Source organism: Microbispora sp. NPDC049633 (assembly GCF_040675265.1).
Classification (GTDB): domain Bacteria; phylum Actinomycetota; class Actinomycetes; order Streptosporangiales; family Streptosporangiaceae; genus Microbispora; species Microbispora maris.
This window is the reverse complement of record NZ_JBFAOO010000067.1, coordinates 13831-36553: the sequence shown is the minus strand read 5'-3', so window position 1 is coordinate 36553 and position 22723 is coordinate 13831. Positions and strand designations below refer to the sequence as shown.

Below are 22723 nucleotides of genomic sequence, written 5' to 3'. Positions count from 1 at the left end.
TGCGCGCCGGCTGAAGGCCCGGGGGCGGCGCGGACGCCTAGCGGGCCTCGTCTTCCCCGGGGGCGCCGCCGGCCCGACAGCTCGCCCGCCCGCCCCGCTGCCTACCACCGGCTCGGGCACCGAGTCGTCATCGCGGATCGGCGCGGAATCAGTCCTGGTCGCCGGCGACGACCAGGCCGGACTCGTACGCGAAGACGACGGCCTGGGCGCGGTCGCGCAGGTCCAGCTTCGTCAGCAGGTTGCTCACGTGACTTTTGACCGTGTGCTCGGTGACCACCAGATCCGCGGCGATCTCGGCGTTGGACCGGCCGCGCGCGAGCAGCCGCAGCGTGTCCATCTCCCGGTCGGTCAGCTCACCGAGCCGCTGCCGCAGCCGGGGCCGGGCACGTCCACGCCCGACGAACTCGCCGATCAGGCGCCGGGTGATCGCAGGGGCCAGCAGTGACTCCCCCTCGGCGACCAGGCGGACGGCGCGTACGAGGTCGTCCCGCCGTACGTCCTTGAGCAGGAAGCCACTGGCCCCGGCGCGCAGGGCGTCGTAGACGTACTCGTCGACGTCGTACATCGTCAGGACCAGCACCTTCGCGTCGGTCCTGCGGCACACCCGGGCCGTGGCCTCGACGCCGTCCACGCCGGGCATCCGGATGTCCATGAGCACCACGTCCGGCTTCAGCTCGACCGCCTTCGTGACGGCCTCGGCGCCGTCGGCCGCCTCGCCGACCACGGTGATGTCGTCATGGGCGTCGAGGATCATCGCGAAGCCGCCGCGGAACAGGTCCTGGTCGTCGGCGACGAGTACGCGCAGCATGCCGTCAGCCGATCGGCAGGGTCGCGGTGACGGTGAGACCCGGGTTCCCCGGCCGCACGGCCAGCCGGCCGCCGCACGCCGTGACCCGCTCCCGCATGCCGATCATGCCGTGTCCTTCCCGTAGCTCCCGCGCGCCCCGGCCGTCGTCGGCGACCTCGACGTCCAGGGCGTCACCGGACCAGCGGAGCCGTACGCGGACGGCGCTCGCTCCAGCATGCCGGATGGTGTTGGTCAACGCCTCCTGGATGATCCGGTACGCAGCGATGTCCACATCGGAGGGCAGGCGCCGTGGCTCGCCACGCACGTCGGCGGAGACGTCCAGGCCCGCCCGGCGGGCGTTGTCCAGCAGGCCGGGCAGGGCGTCGAGCCCGGGCTGCGGCCCCCGGGCCGGCCCCGGGCCGCCGGGTGCCTCGCTCCCGCGCAGCGCGCCGAGGATCAGGCGGAGCTGACCGATCGCGTCCCGCCCGGCCTCCGCGATCGCCTCGAAGACCGCCTCGGCCTTCTCGGGGTGATCGCGCGCCACCAGCGGGCCGGTCTCCGCCTGGATCACCATGAGGCCGACCGAGTGGGTCACGATGTCGTGCATGTCGCGGGCGATCCGGGTGCGTTCGCGTGCGATCGCGGCGGCGCGTTCCTCCCGGATGCGGGCTTCGCGCTCCCGCTCGGCGTCCCGGGCGGCCCGCCGGGCCCGTGCGCCCACACCGAGGGCGTACGCGGCGACGATCGCGGTGAGGAGGTAACGGTAAGTCTCCAGATTCTCGTGCGGGACGACGAGTGACGCGGCCACGCCGGCGGCGAGAGCCGCGATGCCCCCGGCGCGCCGCGCCCGGGAGAGATCCGCCGCCGCGAACGTGTAGGTGCACACGAGCACGCCGTATGGCAGCAGCAGCACCAGGGTCGCGGAGTGCGGCAGCGACTTCGCCGCGATCGCCAGGATCGTCGTGGCGCAGCCCACGACCGCCCCGACGGGGAGGATGGCGCGGCGCCGCCACAGCACGGGCACCGACATGAGGACGGCGAGCGCCAGGGCCCACCACGGCTGCCGGTACGGGACGAGGGCGGGCGTCACCGTCATCACGGTGACGACGGCGGCGATCGCGACGTCGGCCTTCGACGGAGTGAGGATGCTCGCCCGCATGACCGGCTCCGGGGGTTGCTGGAGGAAACGCGGCAAGACTATGCGCGCGGCATCCGCCGTCGCCTCGATCGCTCGGCTGAGGGCCCTCTCACTCCTTCGAGTGAGGCCGGTGTCACGGCTCTCCGAGCGGTCCCGGTCCCTGCGACGGGCACCCGGATCACTCGCGCCGGTGATGTGCGTGCGGGCCGGACACCCGGAGGGTCGGGGCGGCTGAACAAGGAGGCTGCACGATGAACGCACCGATTCGGCGTCCGGCCGTGGCGCTCGCCGCCACGGCGCTGTCGGCGACGCTGTTCCATTTCGGCACCGGGCTCACTCCGGTGCCCTGGCTCACCTGGCTCGCACCGCTGCCGGTGCTCGTCCTCGCCCATCGCGTCGGCGCTCGCGCCGCCTTCCTCGCGGCGTCGGCCGCGTGGCTCGGAGGTGAGACGGCGATGTGGGGCTACTTCCTCGACACGGTGGGGATCCCGCCGCCGATGGTCGTGTCGATGCTCGCCGGGTCGGCGCTGCTGTTCGGGCTGGTCGTCCTGTTGTCACGGGCGCTGATGCTGAGGGGACGTCCGCTGACGGCCGCCGCCGTCGTGCCGGCGGCCTGGGCCGGCGTCGAGTACGCGGTATCGGTGCTGTCACCGAACGGGGCGTGGTGGAGCCTGGCCTACACCCAGGCCGACGTCCTTCCAGTCCTGCAGACCGCCTCGGTCACCGGACCGTGGGGCATCACCTTCCTGGTCCTCGGGGTGCCCGCGGCCGCCGCCGTGCTCTTCGCACCGCTTCCCGCGGCACCGGGGGCGGCCGGGCGGCTGCGGGTGGCGGTCACCGCCGCGATCGTCCTGGCTCTGACGGCGGGGTACGGCGTCTGGCGGCTGAGCGCGCCGTACGGTGAGGGCCCGGAGAAGGTGGCGCTGCTCGCCGTCGACCGGGACGGCTGGGTCCCGGTCGAATCCGCGGAGGGACGTGCCCTGCTCGGACGGTACACGGCGCGGATCCCGGACCTCGCCGCACACGGCGCGCGGGTCGTGGTCATGCCGGAGAAGGTCTTCGTCGCCGACGACGCGACGCTGCCCGTCCTGGCGGGGCCGCTGGCGCGGCTCGCCGCCGAGCACCACGTCGACATCATCGCCGGGCTCGTCCTCAAGCGGGCCGGTAGCCTCCGCAACGCCGCGGTCGGCTTCCCCGCCGACGGGAGCCGGCCGGTCGAGTACTTCAAGCGCCACCTCATCCCCGGACTCGAAGACGACTTCCGGCCCGGGAACCGTGCGGCCTTCGTGCCCGGTTCGGGCTCCCGCTGGGCGATCGCGATCTGTTTCGACCTGGACCTGCCCGGCCTGGTGCGCGACTACCGCGCACGCGGCGCCACGACGCTCTTCGTGCCCGCCTGGGACTTCGATCGGGACCGCTGGCTGCACGGGAGGATGGCGGTCACCCGGGGCGTCGAGACCGGGCTGACCGTGGCGCGCGCGGGGCGGAACGGCGACCTGGTCGTGAGCGACGCCTATGGGCGGATCAGGACCGAGGCGCACAGCGCGGACGGGCCGGTCGTGTCCGTCCTCACCGCGTTGCCCACCCGCTCGGCCGACACGCCCTACACGAGGTTCGGCGACTGGTTCGCCTGGGCCTGCGCGCTCCTGCTGGTGCTCGCACTCGCGTCCCTCGCCCGCACCCGGGGGGCGGCAGGCGCGCGGCGTGCGCCGGTCGCACACGCCGCCGCGCCGGAGCCCTCGATGCCGCGCTAGGCGACAGCACCCCGCGCCCCCGAGCGCCTACGCCTGCTCCGTGAGGACCCGGCGCAGCGTGGCCGCCTACGCCTGCTCGGTGAGAACCTGGCGCAGCGTGACGGCGAAGTTGTCCGGGTCGCTAGGCGTGCCGTACGTGTCGTCGAGGAATCCGCCGTGGTTGCTCGGGAAGATGACGGGCTTGCCGCCGAGCCGCTCGGCGATCACCGTGCCCGCGCGGCTGGCCAGCTGTCCCTCCGACTCGACGCCGACGCCGAGGACGACGCGGGTCGGGGCCGCGCGCAGCGCCTCGAAATCGGGCTCGTAGTGCGTGCAGGTGATCAGGTTCTGCGCGAACATCACGTCGTCCCGCGAACCGTCGTCCTGCGCCGGCAGCCCGAACTCGGCCGGATTCGGCCGGGGCTGGTCGGCGAAGTCCGCCGGGATCTCGCCCTGGTGGCCCACGATCGCGAAGAACTTCACCATCGCCGGGCCGAAACCCTCCTGGTCGTACGTCCGCCGGATGTCGGCCACGGCGGCCAGCGCCTGCTCCCGGTCCGGCAGCACCTGGACGGTCGGGGGCTCGTGCGCCACGAGCGTGCGCACCTGTTCGGGGTGCCGGGCCACCAGCGCGAGCCCGTTGACCGCGCCTCCGCTGCTGGCGAAGATGTCCACCGGCCCGCCTCCGACCGCGTCGATCAGCCGGTGCAGGTCGTCGGCGTGCAGCTCGGGCGTCGACTCCCCGGTGTCGTCGGTCCGCGTGCTCCGCCCGCTGCCGCGCGGGTCGTAGGTCACCACCGTACGGTCCGGGAAGTGCCGCGCCAGGGCGGCGAATCCGGTGGCGTCCATCGGCGATCCGATCAGCAGCAGAACCGGCTCCGTGGTCTCCTCGGCCTCGCGCACGTCGTAGTGCAGAACGCAGCCGGGCACCTCGAGGGTGTGGGTCTTGGGCTCGGTCATTGGGTGGTTCCTCCTCGACACAGGTGATCTGCCTACACGGTCTGTCTGCTTGTTCCGCCTGCGTGGCCCGCTCGTATGGTCGCCGCGGCCACGTGAAGCCCGCCGGCGCAGGGGAGGGGCCCGGCCGGACTCCCCTGTGACGGCCACCACACCTTATCTCGAACATGCCATCGAACGACGGTCGACTCGCGGGATCGCCCGATGCCCGACCCCCGACGCGCGGCGCGATCCGCCGGCCGCCGGACCGTCCGGCCGGCCCCGCGGTCAGCAGGCCGTGGTCGCAGGTACGTACAGGTACGTGGTCACAGAGTTGTACGCGCCTGCTCCACGTGCCGGGCGATGCCCCGGGCCCCGCTCGTCTCCGCGAGGCCGGCCGCCTCGTCGAGCAGCCGCAGGGCGTGGTCCCGGCGGCCCTCCGCGGCGGCGATGTAAGCCAGCCCGACCAGGTTGGCCGCGACACCCGGCAGGAAACCGAGCTCCCGGCGCAGCCGCACCGACTCCTCCAGCCGTTCCCGCGCCGCCTCCAGCCGCCCGGCCCCGTGCTCGGCGATGCCCAGATGCCTGAGCGCGTAGGACATGGTCAGCGTGTCGCCGGCCGCCGCCGCGAGTTCGTGCGACCGCCGCAATGCAGCCCCGGCCGCCTCCTCGTCGTGCCGCACGACCTGGTGGAAACAGCCGACCCAGAAGAGCGCCTCGCCCTCGCCGCGAATGTCGCCGAGCCGCCGGTAGAGGTCGGCGGCCCGCTCGAACAGCTCGAGCTCGCGGGGGTCCTCCTCGCGGTCCTCCAGGAACCGCGCGTGGGCGACCCGGCCGCGGGCCAGGGCGAGGTCGGCCTCCACCGCGTCCAACCCCCGTTCGGCCTCGGGCAGACCCGAGGCGTCGCCGCCGAAGACCGCCTGCTCATAGAGAGCGCCGGCTCGTGCGAGTCGTGGATCCTCGCTCATCTCGGTCCCATCCGTGATCGTCGCGGAACTCGTGCGCAGTCGCGGAACTCGTGCGCACTGCCGGACCGCACTGTAGTGATCCCCTACGACAATCCGGCCCGTTCCCGCTCGCGCACCGCTGCTCCGAAAGGCGCGGAGTCCGCCACCGCGGGCGCGGTCCAGTACGATCCACGAGGTGGTCTGAACCGGGACAGCGAGGGGGCGGCGTGAGTTTCGCGGACGGCCCCCGGGAGCGCGCCCCGCAAGACTCCCTCGGGCGCGCCCCGCAACACTCCATCGAGCACCCTCCGGAGCACTCCTTCGAGCACTCCGAGCAGGACGCGGCGCGGCCGCGAGGGCTCCCGGAGATCGTCGTCGACGCGCGCACGCGTGGTTTCCTGTGGCCGGGCGAACCCATCGGCGGACGGGAGTTCGCCGCGGCCCGGCACTCCCTGTTCGACGGCTCGTTCACCTGGCCGGTCATGGTGGCGAGGCGTTCGGCCCTCGACCACAACATCGCGACGCTCGCCGCCTTCGCCGACCGGTACGGGCTCGCCTTCGCGCCGCACGCCAAGACCACGATGTCGCCCCAGCTCGTCCGGGCCCAGCTCGACGCCGGGGCCTGGGGGGTCACCGCCGCGACGGCGAGCCAGGTGCTCGTCCACCGCTCCTTCGGCGTCCCCCGGGTGCTGCTGGCCAACGAGATCCTCGACCGGGGCGCCCTGCGCCTGCTGGCCGGTGAGATCGGCCGTTTCGACTTCCTCTGCTACGCCGACTCCATCGAGGGCGTGCGCGTGCTCGACGAGACGGCCGGCGAGGTGCCGTTCCGGGTGCTCGTCGAGCTGGGCCACCCGGGCGGCAGGACCGGCTGCCGTGGTCAGGACGAGCTGCTCGAGGTGGCCGGGGCGTTGTGCGAGGCCCGGGGGACCGAACTGGCCGGGGTCGCCGGATACGAGGGCACCCTGCGGACGGCCGACGAGGTCCGGGCGTACCTGCGCGACCTGGCACGCGCGGCGCGGGCACTGGCGCCGCGGGTGGCCGGTCCCCTGGTGGTCTCCGCCGGGGGAAGCTCGTGGTTCGACCTGGTGGCCGAGGAGCTCGCGCCGCTGACCGCGGAGCTCGGCGCGACCGTGGTGCTGCGCAGCGGCGCCTACATCGCGCACGACGACGGCTTCTACCGCGAGACCACGCCCTACAACCGGGTGGCGGGCGAACTGCGGCCGGCGCTGGAGGTCTGGGCCCAGGTCCTGTCCGTGCCGGAGCCCGGCCTCGTGCTGGTCGGCATGGGCAAGCGGGACGTGCCGTACGACCTGCACCTGCCGTCCCCGAAGGCCGTGCGGCGCGGCGGGGGCGAGGAACCGGCCGAGCCGCTCACCGGGGTGACGGTCGTCAAGCTGTGGGACCAGCACGCCTATCTCAGCGGCGAAGCCGGGCTGCGCCCGGGAGACCTGGTGTCGTTCGGGCTCTCCCATCCGTGCACGGCCTTCGACAAGTGGCGCGTCATCCCCGTGGTGGACGACGACGACGTCGTGATTGATTTGATCAATACGTATTTCTGATCTTCCGGAGCGGTGACAATGGCTGGCAAGCAGGAGATCCGTACGGCCGAGGGCGCCCCGCCGATCGGGCCGTACTCGCAGGGCGTGGTGGCCGGCGACTTCCTCTACACCTCGGGCATGGGGCCGCTCGACCCCGCGACCGGCGAGGTCGTGGGCGACGACGTGGCGGCCCAGACGCACCGGACCATGCGCAACCTGGGGGCCGTGCTGGAGGCCCACGGCCTGACGTTCGACGACGTGGTGAAGGCGACGGTCCACCTGCAGAACCTGAAGGAGGACTTCGCCGCGTTCAACGAGGTCTACCAGACCTACTTCACCCGGCCCTACCCGGTGCGCACCACCGTGGGCTCCGATCTCCTGGACATCCTCGTCGAGATCGACTTCGTGGCGTACACGGGCCGCTGACGATGGACAGCGCCCTGTACGTCTTCGTCGAGGACCTGCGCGCGGAGGGCGTGCGCGGGCTGCTCGACCGGGCCTCGGCGTACGGCGTGCGAGGCGTCGCGGTGGCCGCGGCCTACCACCAGGCGAGGGACGTGACCCCGCACGCCGCCTCGCGGCTGACGCTGCGCCGCGACGGCGTCCACTTCCCGCCGCCGGACGACCTGTTCGGCGGGCTGCGCCTGGCCCCGCCCGTGCAACCGGGCGCGGAGGACCGGCCCCTCGACGAGCTGCGCCGCGCCTGCGCCGAGCGGGGGATGCGGCTGCACGGCTGGACGGTGTTCCTGCGCAACGCCACGATCGGCCTGGCCTGCCCGGACGTGACCGTGGAGAACTGCTTCGGCGACCACGGCTCCCCGGCCGACCTGTGCCCCTCGCACCCCGACGTGCGGGCGTACGCGGTGGCGCTGGCACGGGCCGTCGCGCGGCAGGGGGTGGACACGGTCGTCGCGGAGTCGCTGCACTTCGGGCCCTTCACCTGTGATCGGTGCTCCGTGGCGCTCGGTCCGATGGACGCCTTCCTGTTCGGCCTGTGCTTCTGCGCCCACTGCGTGCGCCGGGCCGCCGACCTCGGGGTGAACGCCGAGGTGGCCAGGCAGGAGTGCGCCAGGATCGTCGCAGGCGTGCTCGACGGCGATCCTCCCGCGGAGGGCGAGGTCACGCGGGCGGCGCTGACGGCCTACGCCGGGCCGGAGGCGGTGGCGTACGCGCGGGCCCGCTCCGAGAGCGTCACGTCGCTGGTCGGCGAGGTCGCGGCGGCCGTGCGGGCCGAGGGCGCACGGCTGACGTTCACGGACGCGACGGGCGCGGTCAAGGGCCAGGCGCACGGGCTGCCCTCGGCCGGTCTGGCCGCGCACGACTCCTGGCAGCTCGGGATCGACCTGGTGGCGCTCGGCGACCTGGTCCCGTCGTTCGCGGTCCTCGGGTACGCCAGGGACCCCGCCCGGGTGGCCGACGACGTCGCGGCCTACCGCCGGTCCGTGGGCAAGAACCCCGAGCTGAGGGTCGTGCTGCGCCCCGGCGCCCCGGACACCGACTCCGCCGACCGGCTGGCCGCCAAGGTCCGCGCCGCCCGTACGGCGGGGGCCGGGGCCGTCGACTTCTCCGCGTACGGCCTGGCTCCCTTCGACGCGCTCGGCCGCATCACCGAGGCGCTCGCCTGACTCGATGTCACCGGGCGCCCGCCGAACCCCGTTGCAGGCGTGGCGCGTCCGGCATGCCGCCGTGCCGCGCCGTGCGGGTCACCGGCCCGAGGTCGCCGACGGGGGTGTGACCAGGGCGTCCGCGAGGACGGCCAGCCCGGCCGCGACCCGGGCGGTGTCGCACTCCCGCACAACGGCGGTGACGTGCTCGGCCGCGAGCGGGGCGAGCAGCGCGTGGGCGAGGTAGTCGGCGTCCGCGTCCGGTCGCGCCTCGGCCAGCAGGATCGCCAGGTGGCGGTGCCAGAAACGGTAGGCGCCGATCCGGTAGCGGGCGCCCGGGCTCGCGGTCTCCGAGACGCGCAACAGGTCGAGGTGCCCGAAGAGATAGCCGGCGTAGGCCGCCACGAACGCCCGCACCCGGTCGGCGGGTGAGGCGCCGGGCCCCAGCGGCGGCGGCCCGGACAGGATGCGTTCCTGCAGTTCCCGTTCCTTGTCGTCGAGCAGGGCCGCCACGAGTCCCGACTTGTCCCCGAACCGGCGGAACAGCGTGCCCTTGCCCACCCCGGCCTCCGCCGCCACCGCGTCCATCGAGACCGCTTCGACTCCGTGCTCGCGGAACAGCTTCGCCGCCGCCTCCAGCACCCGTCGCCGGTTGCGGGCCGCGTCCGCGCGCTCGCGGGGCGGGTCCGCCATCAGTGAGGTGAGGTCTCTTGACGAACCGGACTGCGGTCCGGTAATTTTCGAGCTGTTCACACAAACGGACTGTAGTCCAGTTACTTGGAGGACGCAATGACCGCTCTCATCAGCAGGGACGAGCTCAAGGCCGCGATCGACGCGGGCGCCGTCACCGTCGTCGACGCGCTCGGCGGCGACTACTACGCCCGGCAGCACCTGCCGGGCGCGATCCCGCTGACGGAGTCCGAGGTCGCCGAGCGGGCCGCGGAACTGTTGCCGGACAAGAACGCCCCGATCGTCACCTACTGCTCGAACCCGTCCTGCCCCAACAGCCAGGCCGTGGCCAACCGGCTGACCGCGCTCGGGTACACCGACGTGCGCAAGTACCGGGAGGGCATCCAGGACTGGGCCGAGGCCGGGCTGCCGGTCGAGTCGCTGACCACGGCGTCCTGACCACGGCGTCCTGACCACGGCGTCCTGACCGCCGGGATCGCTCAGGCGGAGTCCCGGACGACGAGTTCGGTCGGGAGGATCACGGGGGCCGCCGGGCCGCCCTGGAACAGCCCCAGCAGCAGCCGGACCATCGCGGCGGCCTGCTCGATGATCGGGTGCCTGATCGTGGTCAGCGGGGGCTCGGTGTAGCGGGCCGCCTCGATGTCGTCGAACCCGACGACCGCCACGTCGTCAGGCACCCGGCGGCCCGCCTGACGCAGGGTCTGCAGCGCCCCGATGGCCATGAGGTCGTTGGCGACGAAGACGGCGTCCAGGTTCGGGTCGTCCTGCAGCAGGTGGCGCATCGCGACGGCGCCGGACTCCCGGGTGAAGTCGCCGACGGCGACGATCGACCGCCGGTCGGACTCGCGCAGCGCGTCGCGGTAGCCCGTGAGCCGGTCCTGGCCGCCGATCATGTCCTGCGGCCCGGCGATCGTGGCGATGCGCCGCCGTCCGCTGTCCAGCAGGTGGCGCACCGCCTTCATCGCGCCGCCCACGTTGTCGTTGTCCACGTACGGCAGGGGCACCGGCACCGCCGGCCTGCCGTACGAGACGGCGGGGACGCCCATCCGCGCGATGGCGGCGGGCAGCGGGTCGGCGCCGTGCATCGAGATCAGCATGACCCCGTCGACGTGACCGCTGGCGATGTAGCGCTCGATCCTCGCGTGGCTCTGGGCCGAGCCGCCGAGCATGAGCACGACCTGACGGTCGGCGGCCTCGAGTTCCAGACTGGCCGAGCGGATGACGGTGGAGAACATCGGGTCCTCTGAGAAGACCCTGGTCGGCGGCTCCGACACGACCAGCGCGATCGAGTCGGTCCGCTGGGTGACGAGGCTGCGCGCCGCCGAGTTGGGCACGTATCCCAGCTCGTCCACGGCGCGCATCACGGCATCCCGGATCTGCGGCGTCACCGTCATCTGCCCGTTGACGACCCGGGAGACGGTGGCGCGGGACACCCCTGCCCGCGCCGCCACCGCCTCCAGAGTGGGTCGCTTCATCCATTCCCCCTTTGTGGTGCCTGACGATCAAGCGTTCGTCAGGCACTCCCCAGCCCGTTGCGTGCGATGACGTCTCGATACCACAGCGCGCTGTCCTTGGGAACGCGTCGCTGGGTCTCGAAGTCGACGTACACGATGCCGAACCTCTTGTGGTAGCCGTAGGCCCACTCGAAGTTGTCCAGGAGAGACCATACGAGATAACCCCTCAGGTCCGCTCCCGCGGTTATCGCGGCGTGCGCCGCCCGCAGGTGTCCGTCGAGGTAGCCGATCCGGTCGTCGTCGTGCACCCGATCGCCGTCGGGCCGGTCGTCGAAGGCCGCGCCGTTCTCCGTGACGAGCAGCCCGACCTCGGGATAGTCGCGCGACAGCCGTACGAGCAGGGTCTCCAGGCCGGACGGCTCGATGGGCCAGTCCATCGCGGTCGTCGGGCCGGTCGGCGGCTCGAACCGGACGCCCTCGGTGCCGGGGAAGGCGGGGTTGGCCGGCTCGCCCGGCCGGGCCGACACGAAGGACGGGTTGTAGTAGTTGATGCCGAGCAGGTCGATCGGCTGGTGGATGACGTCCAGGTCGCCGTCGCCGATGTGGCCGAGGCCGCCGTGGCGTGCGGCGATCTCCAGCATCTCCTCCGGGTAGCGCCCCCGCAGCGCCGGGTCGAGGAACTGCCGGTTCATCAGCGCGTCCACCCGGGCGGCCTCCTCCCGGCCATCGTCGGTCTGGATGATCGGCGCGAGGTTGAGGGTGAGCGCGATCTCGGCGGCCCCGGCGGCGCGCAGGGACTGCGCCGCCAGCCCGTGGCCGAGCAGCAGGTGGTGGGCCGCGCGGAACGCGGCCGCCGGGTCGCGCCTGCCCGGGGCGTGGACGCCGGAGCAGTAGCCGAGGAAGGCGGCCACCCACGGCTCGTTCAGTGTGGTCCACGTGCGGACGCGGTCGCCGAGCCGCTCGTGCACGACGGCGGCGTAGTCGGCGAAGCGCTGAGCCGTGTCCCGTACGGCCCAGCCGCCGGCGTCCTCCAGCGCCTGCGGCAGGTCCCAGTGGTAGAGCGTGGGGTAGGGCGTGATGCCGTGGGCGAGCAGTTCGTCCACCAGGCGGTCGTAGAAGCCGAGGCCGGCGGCGTTGACCCGCCCCGCCCCGGTGGGCAGGATCCGGGGCCAGGCCACCGAGAACCGGTAGGCCGCCAGGCCCAGGCCGGTCATGAGCCGGACGTCGTCGGCGTACCGGTGGTAGTGGTCGCAGGCGACGTCGCCGGTGTGGCCGTCGGCCACGTTGCCCGGGACCTTCGAGAACGTGTCCCAGATCGACGGACCCCTGCCGTCCTCGGCGGCGGCGCCCTCGATCTGGTAGGACGCCGTGGCGGCGCCCCAGACGAAGCCGTCAGGGAAGACCAACTTGGACGATCCGGTCCCCCGAGCAGCCATGGTCGTCGCGGTCATCCCTTCACAGCTCCCTGCATGATTCCTCCGATGATCTGTTTGCCGAGCAGGACGAAGATGAGCACCAGCGGCAGGGTCGCCACCGCCGTGCCCGTGAGGCCGAGCGTGAAGTCCCGCACGTAGCCGCTGGCGAGCTGCGACAGCGCGACCTGCACGGTTGGATTGTCGGGGGTGAGGACGACCAATGGCCAGAAGTAATCATTCCAGGCCGTCATGAACGTGAGCATTCCGAGCACCGCCGCCGCCGGCCGTGCGGCCGGGAGCACGACGTGCCAGAACAGCCGGGCCGTGCTGCACCCGTCGATCCGGCCGGCCTCCAGCAGCTCGGTGGGCAGCGCGCGGCTCAGGTACTGCGTCATGAAGAACACGCCGAACGCGTTGACCAGCGCCGGGACGATCACGGCGTACATCGTGCCGGTCCACTCCAGCTTGATCATCAGCATGTAGAGCGGGATGATGCCGAGCTGCGTGGGGACCATCATCGTCACGACGGTCATCAGCAGGAGCGCGTTGCGCCCGCGGAAGCGCAGCTTGGCGAACGCGAAGCCGGCCAGCGTGGAGAAGAACATCACCGACACCGTGATCGTCCCCGCGACCACGAACGAGTTGAGCAGCGCCAGCGCGAACGGCGCGGTGTCGAAGACCCGCTGCACGTTGGCGAAGAAGTTGCCGCCGGGCAGCAGCGGCGGCGGAACCTCGGCCAGCGCCGCGTTGTCGTGCGAGGCGACGATCACACTCCAGTAGACCGGGAACGCAGAGAAGAACGCCACCGCGACGAGGGTGAGATAGGTGAGCGGATGCCCGCGTAGCGCTCTAGACATCGAGGCCTCCCCGCATGCGCCGGACGACGAGATAGTTGAATCCCACGACCACCACCACGAGGAGGAACATCATCCACGCCGCCGCCGAGGCGTAGCCGAACTCGAAGCTGCGGAAACCCTTCTCGTACAGGTAGAGGGCGAGGGTCTGGAACTGGCGGTCGGTGCCGCCGGTGGCCGCCGCGCCGTTGCTGACCTGCGCGCCGAACAGCAGCGGCTCGGCGATGATCTGCATCGACCCGATCGTGGTGACGATGACCGTGAAGATGACGGTCGGCCGGATCATCGGGAGCGTGATGCCCCACAGCTGCCGGAAGCTGGACGCGCCGTCGAGGGTCGCCGCCTCGTAGATCTCCTTGGGCACGGCCTGCATGGCGGCGAGGTAGATGAGCGCGTTGTAGCCGGCCCACCGCCACATGATCATGACGGCGATGGCAACGTGCGAGCTGGCCACGCCCGCCTGCCAGTTGATCCGGCCGAACCCGAGCCAGTCGAGCACCATGTTGATCAGGCCGAAGTCGCGCCCGAACAGCTGGCTGAAGATGACCACCACGGCCACCACGCTGGTCACGTTGGGCAGCAGGAGCGTGATGCGGAACAGCGTCTGCGCCCGCAGCGGCCGGTTCAGCAGGTGCGCGAGCACGAGCGCGAGCAGCAGCTGCGGCACCGCCGACAGGACGCCGATCGACAGCGTGTTGAACGCCGCGTTCCAGAAGTAGCCGTCGGCGAACAGCGCGGTGTAGTTGTCCAGGCCGATGAACGGGTTGTCGCTGCTCAGCAGGTTCCAGTCGTGCAGCGACACCCAGGCCGTGTAGATGAGCGGGAAGATGCCGAAGGCGGCGAAGAGCAGGAAGAACGGCGCGACGTACGCGTACGGCGAGGCCTGCCGGTCCAGCCGGTGCAGCCGGGAGCGCCAGCCCGCCGCCGTCTTCGCGGGTGCGGGAGTTCGCGAGGCGGCCGGAGGGCCGCCGGGGGAGGGCGTCACGGTCCGCACGGACCCGCCCGGGGGTGTTGCCATGGGAGATCTCCTCGGGGAGGGCAGACACGACCTGAACAGGGCCCCCGGGCGCGGTCGCCGGGGGCCCTGCCGGCGACGGACTACTTGATCGCCTCCAGGTCCTTGAGGACCTGGGCCCACGCCTCGTCGGGCGACTGCTTGCCCTGCTCGACCCGGCCGATGCCGTTGCCGATGGCCGTGCGCACGTCGCCCTCGCGGGGGCCGAGGTGCTGCGGCTTGAGGTTCTTCGCGGCGTCGGAGTAGATCTTGCCGACGGGGGCGTCGTTGAAGAAGTCCTTCGTGAAGTTCTGGATGTCGGGCTGCTCGTACAGCGAGGGGATCGACGGGAAGTTGCCGATCGCCTTGAACACCGCGGCCTGGTTCTGCGCCGAGGTCAGGAACTCGATCAGCTCTGCGGCCTCCTTGGGGTGCTTGCTCTGCTTGGGCACCGTGAGGTGGGAGCCGCCGGAGTTGCCCGCGCCGCCGGGGACGGTGGCGATGTCCCACTTGCCGGCCGAGTCCTTGGCCTGGTCCTGGATGTAGGCGGTCATCCACGCGGGGCAGATCACGGTCGCGAACGAGCCCTTGGCGAAGCCGGTGTTCCACTCGGGGGTGAAGGCCCCGATCTTGGCGGACAGGTCGGCGTCGATCATCTGGATCGACAGGTCCCATGCCTTCTTCACGTCGGGGTTGGTGGCGACGACGATGTTGTCCTGCGCGTCGTACACGCCGACCGGGGCCTGGGCGATGATGGCGCGGAAGATCTCGCCGGGGCTGTCGAAGAACTTGGCGTCCTTGGGCGCCTTGGCGGCGAACTTCCTGCCGGTCTCGATGTACTGCTCCCAGGTGGGCCACAGGGCCGACACCTCGTCGCGCTTGCTCGGCAGGCCGGCCTTCTCGAACAGGTCGGTCCGGTAGCACATGGCCAGGCCGCCGACGTCGGTGCCGAGGCCGAGGAGCGCGCCGCCCGGGGCCAGGCCCTGCTGCCACTTCCAGTCGAGGTACTCGCCCTGGCGCTTGTCGAGGCCGTACTGCTTGAGGTCGGTGAACCTGTCGGGCTGCGAGGTGAACTGGCTGATGTAGCCCACCTCGATCGCCTCGACGTCCGCGGCGCCCGCCCCGGTGGCCAGGTGCGCGGCGAGGTTCGTGTGGTGGTCGGCGAACGCCGCCTGGCGCTCCTCGATCTCGACGTTCGGGTGCGTCTTCTTGAACTCCTCGTACAGCGGCTTGAAGCCGAAGTCGCCGAAGAGGCCGACGCTGAGTTTGACCTTCTCGGTGGACTGGCCGCCGCCGGTCCCGGTGCCGGATCCGCCTCCGCCGCACGCCGTGAGCGTGAGCAGGGAGGCGGCGAGCATGGGGGCGACGAACCGGACGGCCCGGCGGCCCGGGTAGGGAGTGCCCATGAACCCTCCTAGGGTCCCATATAAAATCGATCTTGAAGAGAGCGCTCTCGCACAAGAGTGGGAGTCGGCTGTGAGGTCGTCAAGGGCTGGATCAGTAACGATTCCCGTTATCTCCGAAGGACGAAACCGCTGGTGAGAGCGCTCCCACGACTATTCGCGCAGCGTGCGGGCGTCCTGTCGCGGGCCGGTGCGAGGGGCGGCCGGGGCGCGGATCGATCGCCGGGCCGTGGGCCGAGGGCGAAGAGAGAGCGTTTTCTCGATCTCCGTGAAACTTTCTCTCCGCGTTGACAAGGGGTTGCAACCCGCTTAGCGTCAGCGGCGCTGAGAGCGCTTCCAGCGATGCTGCCGGATCACGGGCCGGCAGGAGTTCCGCCTCCCGCAGTCGTTGACCCCCCAGCGGAGGTCGCACATGCCATTCCGTCCCGTCAGGACCCTCGGCCTCGCCGTCCTGACCGCCCTCACCCTGTCCCTGCCCGCCCTGCCCGCCGGCGCCGCCACGGTCCCGGTCGGCGCGGGCGGCTACACCACCGACCTGCCCGCCGGAGCCGGCGGGCCCGCCGACTCCAATGGCTCCCCGGTCACGCCCAAGGTCACCTCGAACGTCACCCGCAAGGTGCCCACCAACGACTGGTGGTCGTCGCTCGCCTTCCAGCGGTACGCGGGGAACCCGTACTCCGAGAACATGTACGGCCACCCGCTGACCTTCCGCGCGGTGGCCGGCGGGCTGGAGGTGAGCTACCCCACCACGCCGCTGATCAGCTCCGACGGCCGGCAGTACGAGTTCCCGCACGCCCGCGACCTCACACTCGGCGTGACCGGCCTGAACTCGCCCGACACCAAGGTGGACGACTGGTCCGACTGGACCGTCACGCCGTACTGGTCGGACGGCGCGCGCTCGCTGAAGGCGACCATCGGGCACGGCCTGCCGTACGTCCACGCGACGCCGAGCGGCGGCGACGCCCGGGTCGCGTTCGTGGCCACGCCCACGGTCTGGGCCGACCGGGGCAACGTCCTCGGCGTCACCGTGAACGGCCATCACTACGGGATCTTCGGGCCGTCGGGCACCGACTGGAGCCTCAGCGGCACGGTGGCGACCGACGCGCTCGGCGGGAAGAACTACTTCTCGGTCGCCGTGCTGCCCGACGCGTCCGCCTCGACCCTCGACCTGTTCGCGAAGTACGCCTTCAGCTTCGTCACCGGCACGAGGGTCACCTGGTCGTACGACGAGGCGTCGGCGCGGCTCACCACCACCTACACCGCGACCACCTCGGCCAAGGAGGGCACGCAGACCGGCACGCTGCTGGCGCTCTACCGCCACCAGTGGCTGGCCACGAACAGCCCGCTGACGTCGTACGCCTACGTCTCGCCGCGCGGCACGATGAAGCTGCGCGAGGGCACGTCGTTCAGCACCGTCCAGACGTTCCACGGGGTGCTGCCGTCGCTGCCCGACCTCGGCGCGTACGACAGGACCAGGCTCGGGAGCTACGTCAGGCAGGAGGCGAACGCGGCCGACCCGTGGAAGGGCGCGACCGACACCTACTGGACCGGCAAGGCCCTCGGCCGGCTGGCCCAGCTCGTGCCGATCGCCGACCAGCTCGGCGACACCGCCTCACGCGACAAGCTGCTCGGCCTGCTGAAGGGCGAGCTGGAGAGCTGGTTCACGGCCGGGGGAGCCGAGCAGTTCCGCTACGACGCCACCTGGGGCGTGCTCACCGGCTACCCGGCCTCGTACGGCAGCGACACCGAGGTCAACGACCACCACTTCCACTACGGCTACTACCTGATGGCCGCCGCGACCGTGGCGAGGTACGACTCGTCCTGGGCGGCGAGCTGGGCGCCGATGGCCAAGCTCCTGGCCGCCGACGCCGACAACGGGGACAGGTCGGAGACCCGGTTCCCGTTCCTGCGCAACTTCGACCCGTACGCCGGCAACGGCTGGGCGTCGGGACACCAGGGGTTCGCGGCGGGCAACAACGAGGAGTCGTCGTCGGAGGCGATGAACTTCGCGACCGGGGCGATACTCCTCGGCGCGGCGACGGGGGACACCGCCCTGCGCGACCTCGGCGTCTACCTCTACACGACCCAGTCGTCGGCGATCGCGCAGTACTGGTTCGACAAGGACGACGCGGTCTTCCCGGCCGGGTTCGGGCACGACACGGCCGGCATGGTCTGGGGCTCCGGCGCGGCGTACTCGACCTGGTGGACGGCCAACCCCGAGGAGATCCACGGGATCAACATGCTGCCGGTCACCGGCGGGTCGCTCTACCACGGGCTCTACCAGGACGACGTGAGGCAGAACCTGTCCGAGATGGAGGCGAACAACGGCGGCCCGGCCGTCGAGTGGAAGGACGTCGTCTGGCAGTTCCGGGCGCTGGCCGACCCGGCCGCGGCGAAGAGCGCGTGGGACGCCGGATACACGACGCTGGCGCCCGAGTCGGGGGAGTCGCTGGCGCACACCTACCACTGGATCTACAACCTGGCCAGGATGGGCACGGTCGACCCCGGCGTGACGGCCGACAGCCCGACCGCCGCCGTCTTCGCGAGCGGCTCCACCCGGACGTACGTCGCGCACAACTTCGGCACGTCGGCCAGGGTCGTGAGGTTCTCGGACGGCAGGACCCTGACCGTGCCGGCCCGATCCACGGCGACCAGCGCGGGCGGGTCCACCTCGCCCTCCCCGTCACCCTCGCCGTCCCCGTCCCCGTCGCCTTCCCCTTCGGGATCCCCGTCGCCCGCTCCGGGCGGGGTGGACGCCCGCTCGACCATCCAGGCCGAGGCGTACCAGGCGCAGAGCGGCACGCAGGTGGAGACGACGCAGGACGCCGGCGGCGGGCAGAACGTCGCCTACATCGGCAACGGCGACTGGCTGCGCTACGACAACGTCGACTTCGGGCCGACGGCGGCGCGGCAGTTCAGGGCCAGGGTCGCCTCCGGCGCGGCGGGCGGCGTGAGCGGCCTCGTACAGGTGCGGCTCGACAGCCCGACGGCGACCCCGATCGGCGACTTCGCCCTCGGCAACACCGGCGGCTGGCAGAGCTGGACGACGATCCCCGCGAACATCACGGGCGTCACCGGCAGGCACACCGTCTACATCACCTTCAGCAGCGGCCAGCCGGCCGACTTCGTCAACCTCAACTGGTTCACGTTCGCCACGTCCTGATGAACGGTCCTGACGGACGACGACCGCGGCGGGTGGCATGCCGGGAACGGCGTGCCGCCCCAGCGGCGGCTTTCAGCCGGTCGCGCGTCCCAGGCTCTCGCGGTACCGCTGGGGGCTCACGCCGTGTTCCCGCTTGAAGGCCGAGCTCAGCGCGAAGGCGGTGCCGTACCCCACCCGGCGGGCCACCGTCTCCAGCGTCGCGTCCGTCTCACGCAGCAGGTCGGCCGCCTGCGCCAGCCGCAGCCCGGTCAGGTAGGCCATCGGCGGCTCGCCGACGAGTCTCCCGAACCGCTGCGCCAGCGCGGCGCGGGAGACCCCCGCCCGGCCCGCCAGCTCGGCGACCGTCCAGGGACGGGCCGGATCGGCGTGCAGCATCCGCAACGCCGGCCCCACCACCGGGTCGCCGTGCGCGCGGTACCAGCCCGGGGCCTGCGCGTCGGGGCGGGAGAACCAGGTCCGCAGCACGGCGATCAGCAGCAGGTCGAGCAGGCGGTCGAGCACCACCTCCTGACCCGGCTCGTCCTTGACGATCTCGCGGCCGAGCAGCGTGACCAGGGAGCCGTCCCAGGAGTCGCCGCGCAGCACCAGCAGTGCCGGCAGCGCCGCCAGCAGCCGATGGGTGACCGCGCCGCGCATCTGATAGGTGCCGATGAGCATCACGGCCGAGCCGTCCGGGTCGTTGCCCCAGTTGCGCGTGCCCAGGTCCATCTCCGCCGACATGCCGCGGCCGTCCGGCGTGGTGCAGACCTGCCCGGGGTGGATCACGACCCGCGGCGCGGTCGCGGGGTCGTCGGCGACCGTGTAGTGGCCGGGACCGCGCACGACCGCCACGTCGCCGGGCCCCACCCGTACGGCCCGGTCGCCGTCCGGGGTGATCCACGCCTGGTCGCGCACCATCGCGACCAGGCACAGCGGCGCCTCGTCCTGGATCCGCACGGACCAGGGCGGGCTGAGTGTCGCCCGCAGCAGGAACGCCCCGCGCGCCCGGGGCCCGTCCAGGAGATCGGCCAGCGCGTCCATGCCGGGAATCGTAGACGCCCGGATATGCGGCCGAGATCCTCGACGATGTCGCCCGGAGCGGCCGGCCGGTTCACTGATGACCATGATGTACCTCCTCGCCGCCGCCTCCGCCGCCCTGTCCACGCTCATGACCGCCGGGATGGCGGGCACGTTCTTCGGGTTCTCGGTGGGCGTCATGCCGGGACTGAACGCGATGCCGGCCTCCTCGGCTATCGACGCGATGAACGCGATCAACGTCAAGATCCAGAACCCGGTGTTCCTGGCGGCGTTCGTCCTCGCCCCGGTCGCCGCCGCCGGGGCGGGTGCCTTCCTGCTGGCCACCCCTCACTCCGGCGCGGCCTGGCCGTTCTTCGCCGCGGCCGCGGTCTACGCGGCCGGCGTGATCCTGACGACGGCCGCGGTGAACGTGCCGATGAACGACGCCCTGGCCGCCGCGGCGGCCCACGGCGACCTGACCGAGACCGCCGCGCGGCTCTGGTCGGACTACTCGTCCCGGTGGACCACCTGGAACACCTGGCGGGCCGTGGCCGGCGGGGTGAGCCTGCTGCTGATGGGGTACGGCGCCTACCGCTGGGGCCGGGGCTCCTGACCGGGCCGCGTCCCGATCCTGAAGTAGCCCCACGAGTTCCGGTGCCCAGACCCCTGAGGGCGGGCACCGGCATGTCCGCGACGAGAGACGGCGATCGGCCTCTTGCAGGAGAGCGCTCTCCGTTGGAGCCACTCACTGGGAATGTGGCCGAGAGAACGCTCTCTCGAATTTCACAGACCCTCTTGACGCCAGTGAGACCCAGAGGGGACAGTGGCGCTCAAGTGGTCCGCGGTCGCGGTGCGCGGGCTCTCACGGCCCCCTCCGGACGCCGCCGTCCGGCCTTCCGGCAGACGTCTGCCGTCTCCACTCCGTGAGGCCGCCCGCACCCCCCATCCCCCCGCCGCGACGACCGGACCGAGGAGAGAGGTACTCATGCGTGTGCTCCACTCCCCATGGCGGCGCTCGATGCTGGCGTTGCTCGCCGCGGCCGCCGCGGTCATGGCCCTCGCCGTACGGCCCGCCGACGCGTCCGTCCCGGGGACGCCGTCCGGCTGGTCGCTGGTCTGGTCGGACGACTTCACCGGCGCGGCCGGATCGCTCCCGTCGTCCACCAACTGGATCATCGACACCGGCCACTCCTACCCCGGAGGCCCCTCGAACTGGGGCACCGGCGAGATCCAGAACTACACGGCCAACCCCGCCAACGTCAGCCTGGACGGCTCCGGCAACCTGCGCATCACCCCGATCGGCAGCGGTCAGAACTGGACCTCCGCCCGCATCGAGACCCGTCGTACGGACTTCAAGCCCGCGGCCGGGCGGATCCTGCGCATCGAGGGCCGCATCCAGATGCCGAACGTCACCGGCAACGCCGCCCTCGGCTACTGGCCGGCCTTCTGGGCGCTGGGCTCGCCGTACCGCGGCAACTACCAGAACTGGCCCGCCATCGGCGAGTTCGACATCATGGAGAACGTCAACGGCATCAACTCAGTCTGGGGCGTGCTGCACTGCGGCGTGAACCCCGGCGGGGCGTGCGGCGAGACCAACGGCATCGGCGCGAGCCGGGCCTGCCCGGGCTCGACCTGCCAGTCGGCCTTCCACACCTACCGCTTCGAGTGGGACCGCAGCATCACCCCCAACCAGCTCCGCTGGTACGTGGACGGCCAGCAGTTCCACAGCATCAGCCAGAGCCAGCTCGACGCCACGACCTGGTCGAACATGACCTCCCACGCCGGTTACTTCATCCTGCTCAACGTCGCCATGGGCGGCGGCTTCCCCAACGGCGTCGCCGGGTTCTCCACACCGACCTCCGCCACCGTGTCCGGACGGCCCATGGTGGTCGACTACGTGGCCGTGTGGCAGAGCGGAGCCACCAGCAGCCCGTCGCCGAGCTCGCCCCCGCCGGGTGGCGTGGACGCCCGCTCGACCATCCAGGCGGAGAACCACCAGGCGCAGAGCGGCACGCAGGTGGAGACGACCCAGGACACCGGCGGCGGCCAGAACGTCGCCTACATCTCCAACGGCGACTGGCTGCGCTACGACGGCGTCGACTTCGGCTCGACGGCGGCGCGGCAGTTCAAGGCCAGGGTCGCCTCCGGTGCGGCGGCCGGCGTGAGCGGCCTCGTACAGGTGCGGCTCGACAGCCCGACGGCCACTCCCATCGGCGACTTCGCCGTCGGCAACACCGGTGGCTGGCAGACGTGGACGACCATCCCGGCCAACATCGCGCCGACGACCGGCACCCACACCGTCTACCTCACCTTCAGCAGCGGCCAGCCGGCCGACTTCGTCAACCTCAACTGGTTCACGTTCGCCACGTCGTGAGCTCGCCCGGGCGGGGGCCGCGGTGGTCCCCGCCCGTGGACCACGAGTGGCGTCATTCGGTGGGTGTGACGGTCTCCGGCGACGCCGTCTCGCTGGGTGTCGCGGGCGCGGTCGGGGTCTGCGGGGCCCCCGTCGGGGGCGCTCCACCGCCGCCGTGGCCCGGCAGCGCCGGCCGGCTCGCGTCCGCGACGATGATCGCCTTCGGGCTGTTCCCGGTCGTGCCCACGACCCAGACCTGGTCGCCCTGCCGGATGCCCTGCAGACCCTTGTAGTCGGCGACGATCCTGGTCGACTCGTCGACCGTGTAGGCGCGGCCGTTCACCGTGAGGGTGCTGCCCTGCAGCGAGTCCACGGCGCCCGTCTGGCTGGTGAAGGTCTGGTAGTCGCCGGACGGGCTGGGCTGTGCCTGTGCCCCGGCCGGTCCGAGCTGGAGCAGAGCGAGGTCGGTCATGCCGAACTGCTCCGGGCCCGGCCGCATCTGGGCCGCCTGGGCGTACCGCGGCTGGTCCTGACCGGGAGCGCCGGCCGCGGCGAGGCCGGCGCCGGTGGCGACAGCGAGCGCCGCGGCGACTCCGAGAAGGAGCCGGGGCCGCTTGACGTGAGGTTTCGGCGGCTTGCTGGAAGTGGTCATCGGTGTGCTCCCTCCACTCCGCGCCGGGCACGGCATGACGCGGTGCGGCCTGACGTGGCCGGCGCG

The 22723-nt window shown here is 72.1% G+C and carries 20 protein-coding genes; 8 read left to right on the top strand and 12 right to left on the bottom strand.

All coding sequences use genetic code 11. The annotated features are described in order from the left end of the window. Nucleotides 1-148: 148 nt before the first annotated feature. Together AB0J39_RS19185 and AB0J39_RS19180 are read right to left on the bottom strand one after the other, a co-directional pair. The gene (locus AB0J39_RS19185; protein ID WP_363466322.1) at nucleotides 149-808 is read right to left on the bottom strand and encodes a response regulator transcription factor; all 660 of its coding nucleotides are present in this window, start codon (nucleotides 806-808) and stop codon (nucleotides 149-151) included. A gap of 4 nt (nucleotides 809-812) precedes the next feature. After that, nucleotides 813-1946 (bottom strand): histidine kinase, encoded by a 1134-nt coding sequence (locus AB0J39_RS19180; protein WP_363466319.1) that lies wholly within the window; start codon nucleotides 1944-1946, stop codon nucleotides 813-815. 230 nt (nucleotides 1947-2176) lie between these two features. Here AB0J39_RS19180 and AB0J39_RS19175 point away from each other — a divergent pair, with 230 nt between their 5' ends. Next, nucleotides 2177-3679 carry a nitrilase-related carbon-nitrogen hydrolase gene (locus AB0J39_RS19175; RefSeq protein ID WP_363466317.1) on the top strand — a complete coding sequence of 501 codons (1503 nt, stop codon included), beginning with the start codon at nucleotides 2177-2179 and terminating at the stop codon, nucleotides 3677-3679. A gap of 66 nt (nucleotides 3680-3745) precedes the next feature. Here the strand turns inward: AB0J39_RS19175 and AB0J39_RS19170 are convergent, their stop codons facing one another. Together AB0J39_RS19170 and AB0J39_RS19165 are read right to left on the bottom strand one after the other, a co-directional pair. Continuing rightward, a complete protein-coding gene (locus AB0J39_RS19170) occupies nucleotides 3746-4618 on the bottom strand; it encodes an alpha/beta hydrolase (RefSeq protein ID WP_363466314.1) in 873 nt (290 codons plus the stop codon). Nucleotides 4619-4920: 302 nt separating this feature from the next. Further along, nucleotides 4921-5562, bottom strand: coding sequence for a hypothetical protein (locus AB0J39_RS19165; RefSeq protein ID WP_363466312.1), 642 nt, complete (start codon nucleotides 5560-5562; stop codon nucleotides 4921-4923). A 377-nt stretch (nucleotides 5563-5939) separates the two neighbouring features. On the opposite strand from AB0J39_RS19165, the gene AB0J39_RS19160 reads away from it, so the two are divergent. The 3 genes from AB0J39_RS19160 to AB0J39_RS19150 are packed head-to-tail and all read left to right on the top strand — an operon-like array spanning nucleotide 5940 to nucleotide 8704. After that, entirely contained in the window at nucleotides 5940-7100 is a 1161-nt protein-coding gene (locus AB0J39_RS19160; protein WP_363466327.1) for an alanine racemase, read from the top strand. A gap of 18 nt (nucleotides 7101-7118) precedes the next feature. After that, on the top strand, nucleotides 7119-7505 hold the full coding sequence (locus AB0J39_RS19155; protein ID WP_363466310.1) for a Rid family detoxifying hydrolase: 387 nt from the start codon (nucleotides 7119-7121) through the stop codon (nucleotides 7503-7505). Nucleotides 7506-7507: 2 nt separating this feature from the next. Continuing rightward, nucleotides 7508-8704: a hypothetical protein gene (locus AB0J39_RS19150; RefSeq protein ID WP_363466307.1), complete on the top strand. Its 1197-nt coding sequence runs from the start codon at nucleotides 7508-7510 to the stop codon at nucleotides 8702-8704. 78 nt (nucleotides 8705-8782) lie between these two features. Here the strand turns inward: AB0J39_RS19150 and AB0J39_RS19145 are convergent, their stop codons facing one another. Further along, nucleotides 8783-9376: a helix-turn-helix domain-containing protein gene (locus AB0J39_RS19145; protein ID WP_363466304.1), complete on the bottom strand. Its 594-nt coding sequence runs from the start codon at nucleotides 9374-9376 to the stop codon at nucleotides 8783-8785. Between the two features lie 96 nt (nucleotides 9377-9472). Here AB0J39_RS19145 and AB0J39_RS19140 point away from each other — a divergent pair, with 96 nt between their 5' ends. Beyond that, complete coding sequence (locus tag AB0J39_RS19140; RefSeq protein ID WP_363466303.1) at nucleotides 9473-9811, top strand: rhodanese-like domain-containing protein; 339 nt, start codon at nucleotides 9473-9475, stop codon at nucleotides 9809-9811. Between the two features lie 41 nt (nucleotides 9812-9852). Here the strand turns inward: AB0J39_RS19140 and AB0J39_RS19135 are convergent, their stop codons facing one another. The 5 genes from AB0J39_RS19135 to AB0J39_RS19115 form a co-directional block, all read right to left on the bottom strand. Further along, nucleotides 9853-10848, bottom strand: a complete 996-nt coding sequence (locus AB0J39_RS19135; protein ID WP_363466301.1) for a LacI family DNA-binding transcriptional regulator — start codon at nucleotides 10846-10848, stop codon at nucleotides 9853-9855. Between the two features lie 38 nt (nucleotides 10849-10886). Next, nucleotides 10887-12278: a GH1 family beta-glucosidase gene (locus AB0J39_RS19130; protein ID WP_363466299.1), complete on the bottom strand. Its 1392-nt coding sequence runs from the start codon at nucleotides 12276-12278 to the stop codon at nucleotides 10887-10889. Next, the gene (locus tag AB0J39_RS19125; RefSeq protein ID WP_363466297.1) at nucleotides 12275-13099 is read right to left on the bottom strand and encodes a carbohydrate ABC transporter permease; all 825 of its coding nucleotides are present in this window, start codon (nucleotides 13097-13099) and stop codon (nucleotides 12275-12277) included. Before AB0J39_RS19125 ends, AB0J39_RS19130 begins: the two co-directional genes overlap by 4 nt. Further along, nucleotides 13092-14114 (bottom strand): sugar ABC transporter permease, encoded by a 1023-nt coding sequence (locus tag AB0J39_RS19120; protein WP_363466294.1) that lies wholly within the window; start codon nucleotides 14112-14114, stop codon nucleotides 13092-13094. Before AB0J39_RS19120 ends, AB0J39_RS19125 begins: the two co-directional genes overlap by 8 nt. Before the next feature lie 80 nt (nucleotides 14115-14194). Further along, a complete protein-coding gene (locus tag AB0J39_RS19115; protein ID WP_363466291.1) occupies nucleotides 14195-15496 on the bottom strand; it encodes an extracellular solute-binding protein in 1302 nt (433 codons plus the stop codon). 409 nt (nucleotides 15497-15905) lie between these two features. Between AB0J39_RS19115 and AB0J39_RS19110 the strand changes: the two genes are divergently transcribed. Next, the gene (locus AB0J39_RS19110; protein ID WP_363466289.1) at nucleotides 15906-18656 is read left to right on the top strand and encodes a glycosyl hydrolase; all 2751 of its coding nucleotides are present in this window, start codon (nucleotides 15906-15908) and stop codon (nucleotides 18654-18656) included. Between the two features lie 72 nt (nucleotides 18657-18728). Here AB0J39_RS19110 and AB0J39_RS19105 read toward each other — a convergent pair whose 3' ends face one another. After that, entirely contained in the window at nucleotides 18729-19676 is a 948-nt protein-coding gene (locus AB0J39_RS19105) for an AraC family transcriptional regulator (protein WP_363466286.1), read from the bottom strand. A gap of 76 nt (nucleotides 19677-19752) precedes the next feature. On the opposite strand from AB0J39_RS19105, the gene AB0J39_RS19100 reads away from it, so the two are divergent. Together AB0J39_RS19100 and AB0J39_RS19095 are read left to right on the top strand one after the other, a co-directional pair. After that, entirely contained in the window at nucleotides 19753-20265 is a 513-nt protein-coding gene (locus tag AB0J39_RS19100; RefSeq protein WP_363466283.1) for an anthrone oxygenase family protein, read from the top strand. A 372-nt stretch (nucleotides 20266-20637) separates the two neighbouring features. Next, nucleotides 20638-22026 carry a glycoside hydrolase family 16 protein gene (locus AB0J39_RS19095; protein ID WP_363466281.1) on the top strand — a complete coding sequence of 463 codons (1389 nt, stop codon included), beginning with the start codon at nucleotides 20638-20640 and terminating at the stop codon, nucleotides 22024-22026. Nucleotides 22027-22078: 52 nt separating this feature from the next. Here the strand turns inward: AB0J39_RS19095 and AB0J39_RS19090 are convergent, their stop codons facing one another. Continuing rightward, entirely contained in the window at nucleotides 22079-22657 is a 579-nt protein-coding gene (locus AB0J39_RS19090; RefSeq protein WP_363466278.1) for a DUF5666 domain-containing protein, read from the bottom strand. Nucleotides 22658-22723 lie beyond the last annotated feature (66 nt).

Bases quoted from the DNA above. Each gene is read 5' to 3' on its own strand.
- AB0J39_RS19145 (WP_363466304.1), bottom strand. From the start codon at position 9,376: ATGGCGGACCCGCCCCGCGAGCGCGCGGACGCGGCCCGCAACCGGCGA.
- AB0J39_RS19120 (WP_363466294.1), bottom strand. From the start codon at position 14,114: ATGGCAACACCCCCGGGCGGGTCCGTGCGGACCGTGACGCCCTCCCCC.
- AB0J39_RS19090 (WP_363466278.1), bottom strand. From the start codon at position 22,657: ATGACCACTTCCAGCAAGCCGCCGAAACCTCACGTCAAGCGGCCCCGG.
- AB0J39_RS19100 (WP_363466283.1), top strand. From the start codon at position 19,753: ATGACCATGATGTACCTCCTCGCCGCCGCCTCCGCCGCCCTGTCCACG.
- AB0J39_RS19185 (WP_363466322.1), bottom strand. From the start codon at position 808: ATGCTGCGCGTACTCGTCGCCGACGACCAGGACCTGTTCCGCGGCGGC.
- AB0J39_RS19110 (WP_363466289.1), top strand. From the start codon at position 15,906: ATGCCATTCCGTCCCGTCAGGACCCTCGGCCTCGCCGTCCTGACCGCC.
- AB0J39_RS19170 (WP_363466314.1), bottom strand. From the start codon at position 4,618: ATGACCGAGCCCAAGACCCACACCCTCGAGGTGCCCGGCTGCGTTCTG.
- AB0J39_RS19125 (WP_363466297.1), bottom strand. From the start codon at position 13,099: ATGTCTAGAGCGCTACGCGGGCATCCGCTCACCTATCTCACCCTCGTC.
- AB0J39_RS19095 (WP_363466281.1), top strand. From the start codon at position 20,638: ATGCGTGTGCTCCACTCCCCATGGCGGCGCTCGATGCTGGCGTTGCTC.
- AB0J39_RS19175 (WP_363466317.1), top strand. From the start codon at position 2,177: ATGAACGCACCGATTCGGCGTCCGGCCGTGGCGCTCGCCGCCACGGCG.
- AB0J39_RS19165 (WP_363466312.1), bottom strand. From the start codon at position 5,562: ATGAGCGAGGATCCACGACTCGCACGAGCCGGCGCTCTCTATGAGCAG.
- AB0J39_RS19105 (WP_363466286.1), bottom strand. From the start codon at position 19,676: ATGGACGCGCTGGCCGATCTCCTGGACGGGCCCCGGGCGCGCGGGGCG.
- AB0J39_RS19135 (WP_363466301.1), bottom strand. From the start codon at position 10,848: ATGAAGCGACCCACTCTGGAGGCGGTGGCGGCGCGGGCAGGGGTGTCC.
- AB0J39_RS19150 (WP_363466307.1), top strand. From the start codon at position 7,508: ATGGACAGCGCCCTGTACGTCTTCGTCGAGGACCTGCGCGCGGAGGGC.
- AB0J39_RS19155 (WP_363466310.1), top strand. From the start codon at position 7,119: ATGGCTGGCAAGCAGGAGATCCGTACGGCCGAGGGCGCCCCGCCGATC.
- AB0J39_RS19130 (WP_363466299.1), bottom strand. From the start codon at position 12,278: ATGACCGCGACGACCATGGCTGCTCGGGGGACCGGATCGTCCAAGTTG.
- AB0J39_RS19140 (WP_363466303.1), top strand. From the start codon at position 9,473: ATGACCGCTCTCATCAGCAGGGACGAGCTCAAGGCCGCGATCGACGCG.
- AB0J39_RS19180 (WP_363466319.1), bottom strand. From the start codon at position 1,946: ATGCGGGCGAGCATCCTCACTCCGTCGAAGGCCGACGTCGCGATCGCC.
- AB0J39_RS19115 (WP_363466291.1), bottom strand. From the start codon at position 15,496: ATGGGCACTCCCTACCCGGGCCGCCGGGCCGTCCGGTTCGTCGCCCCC.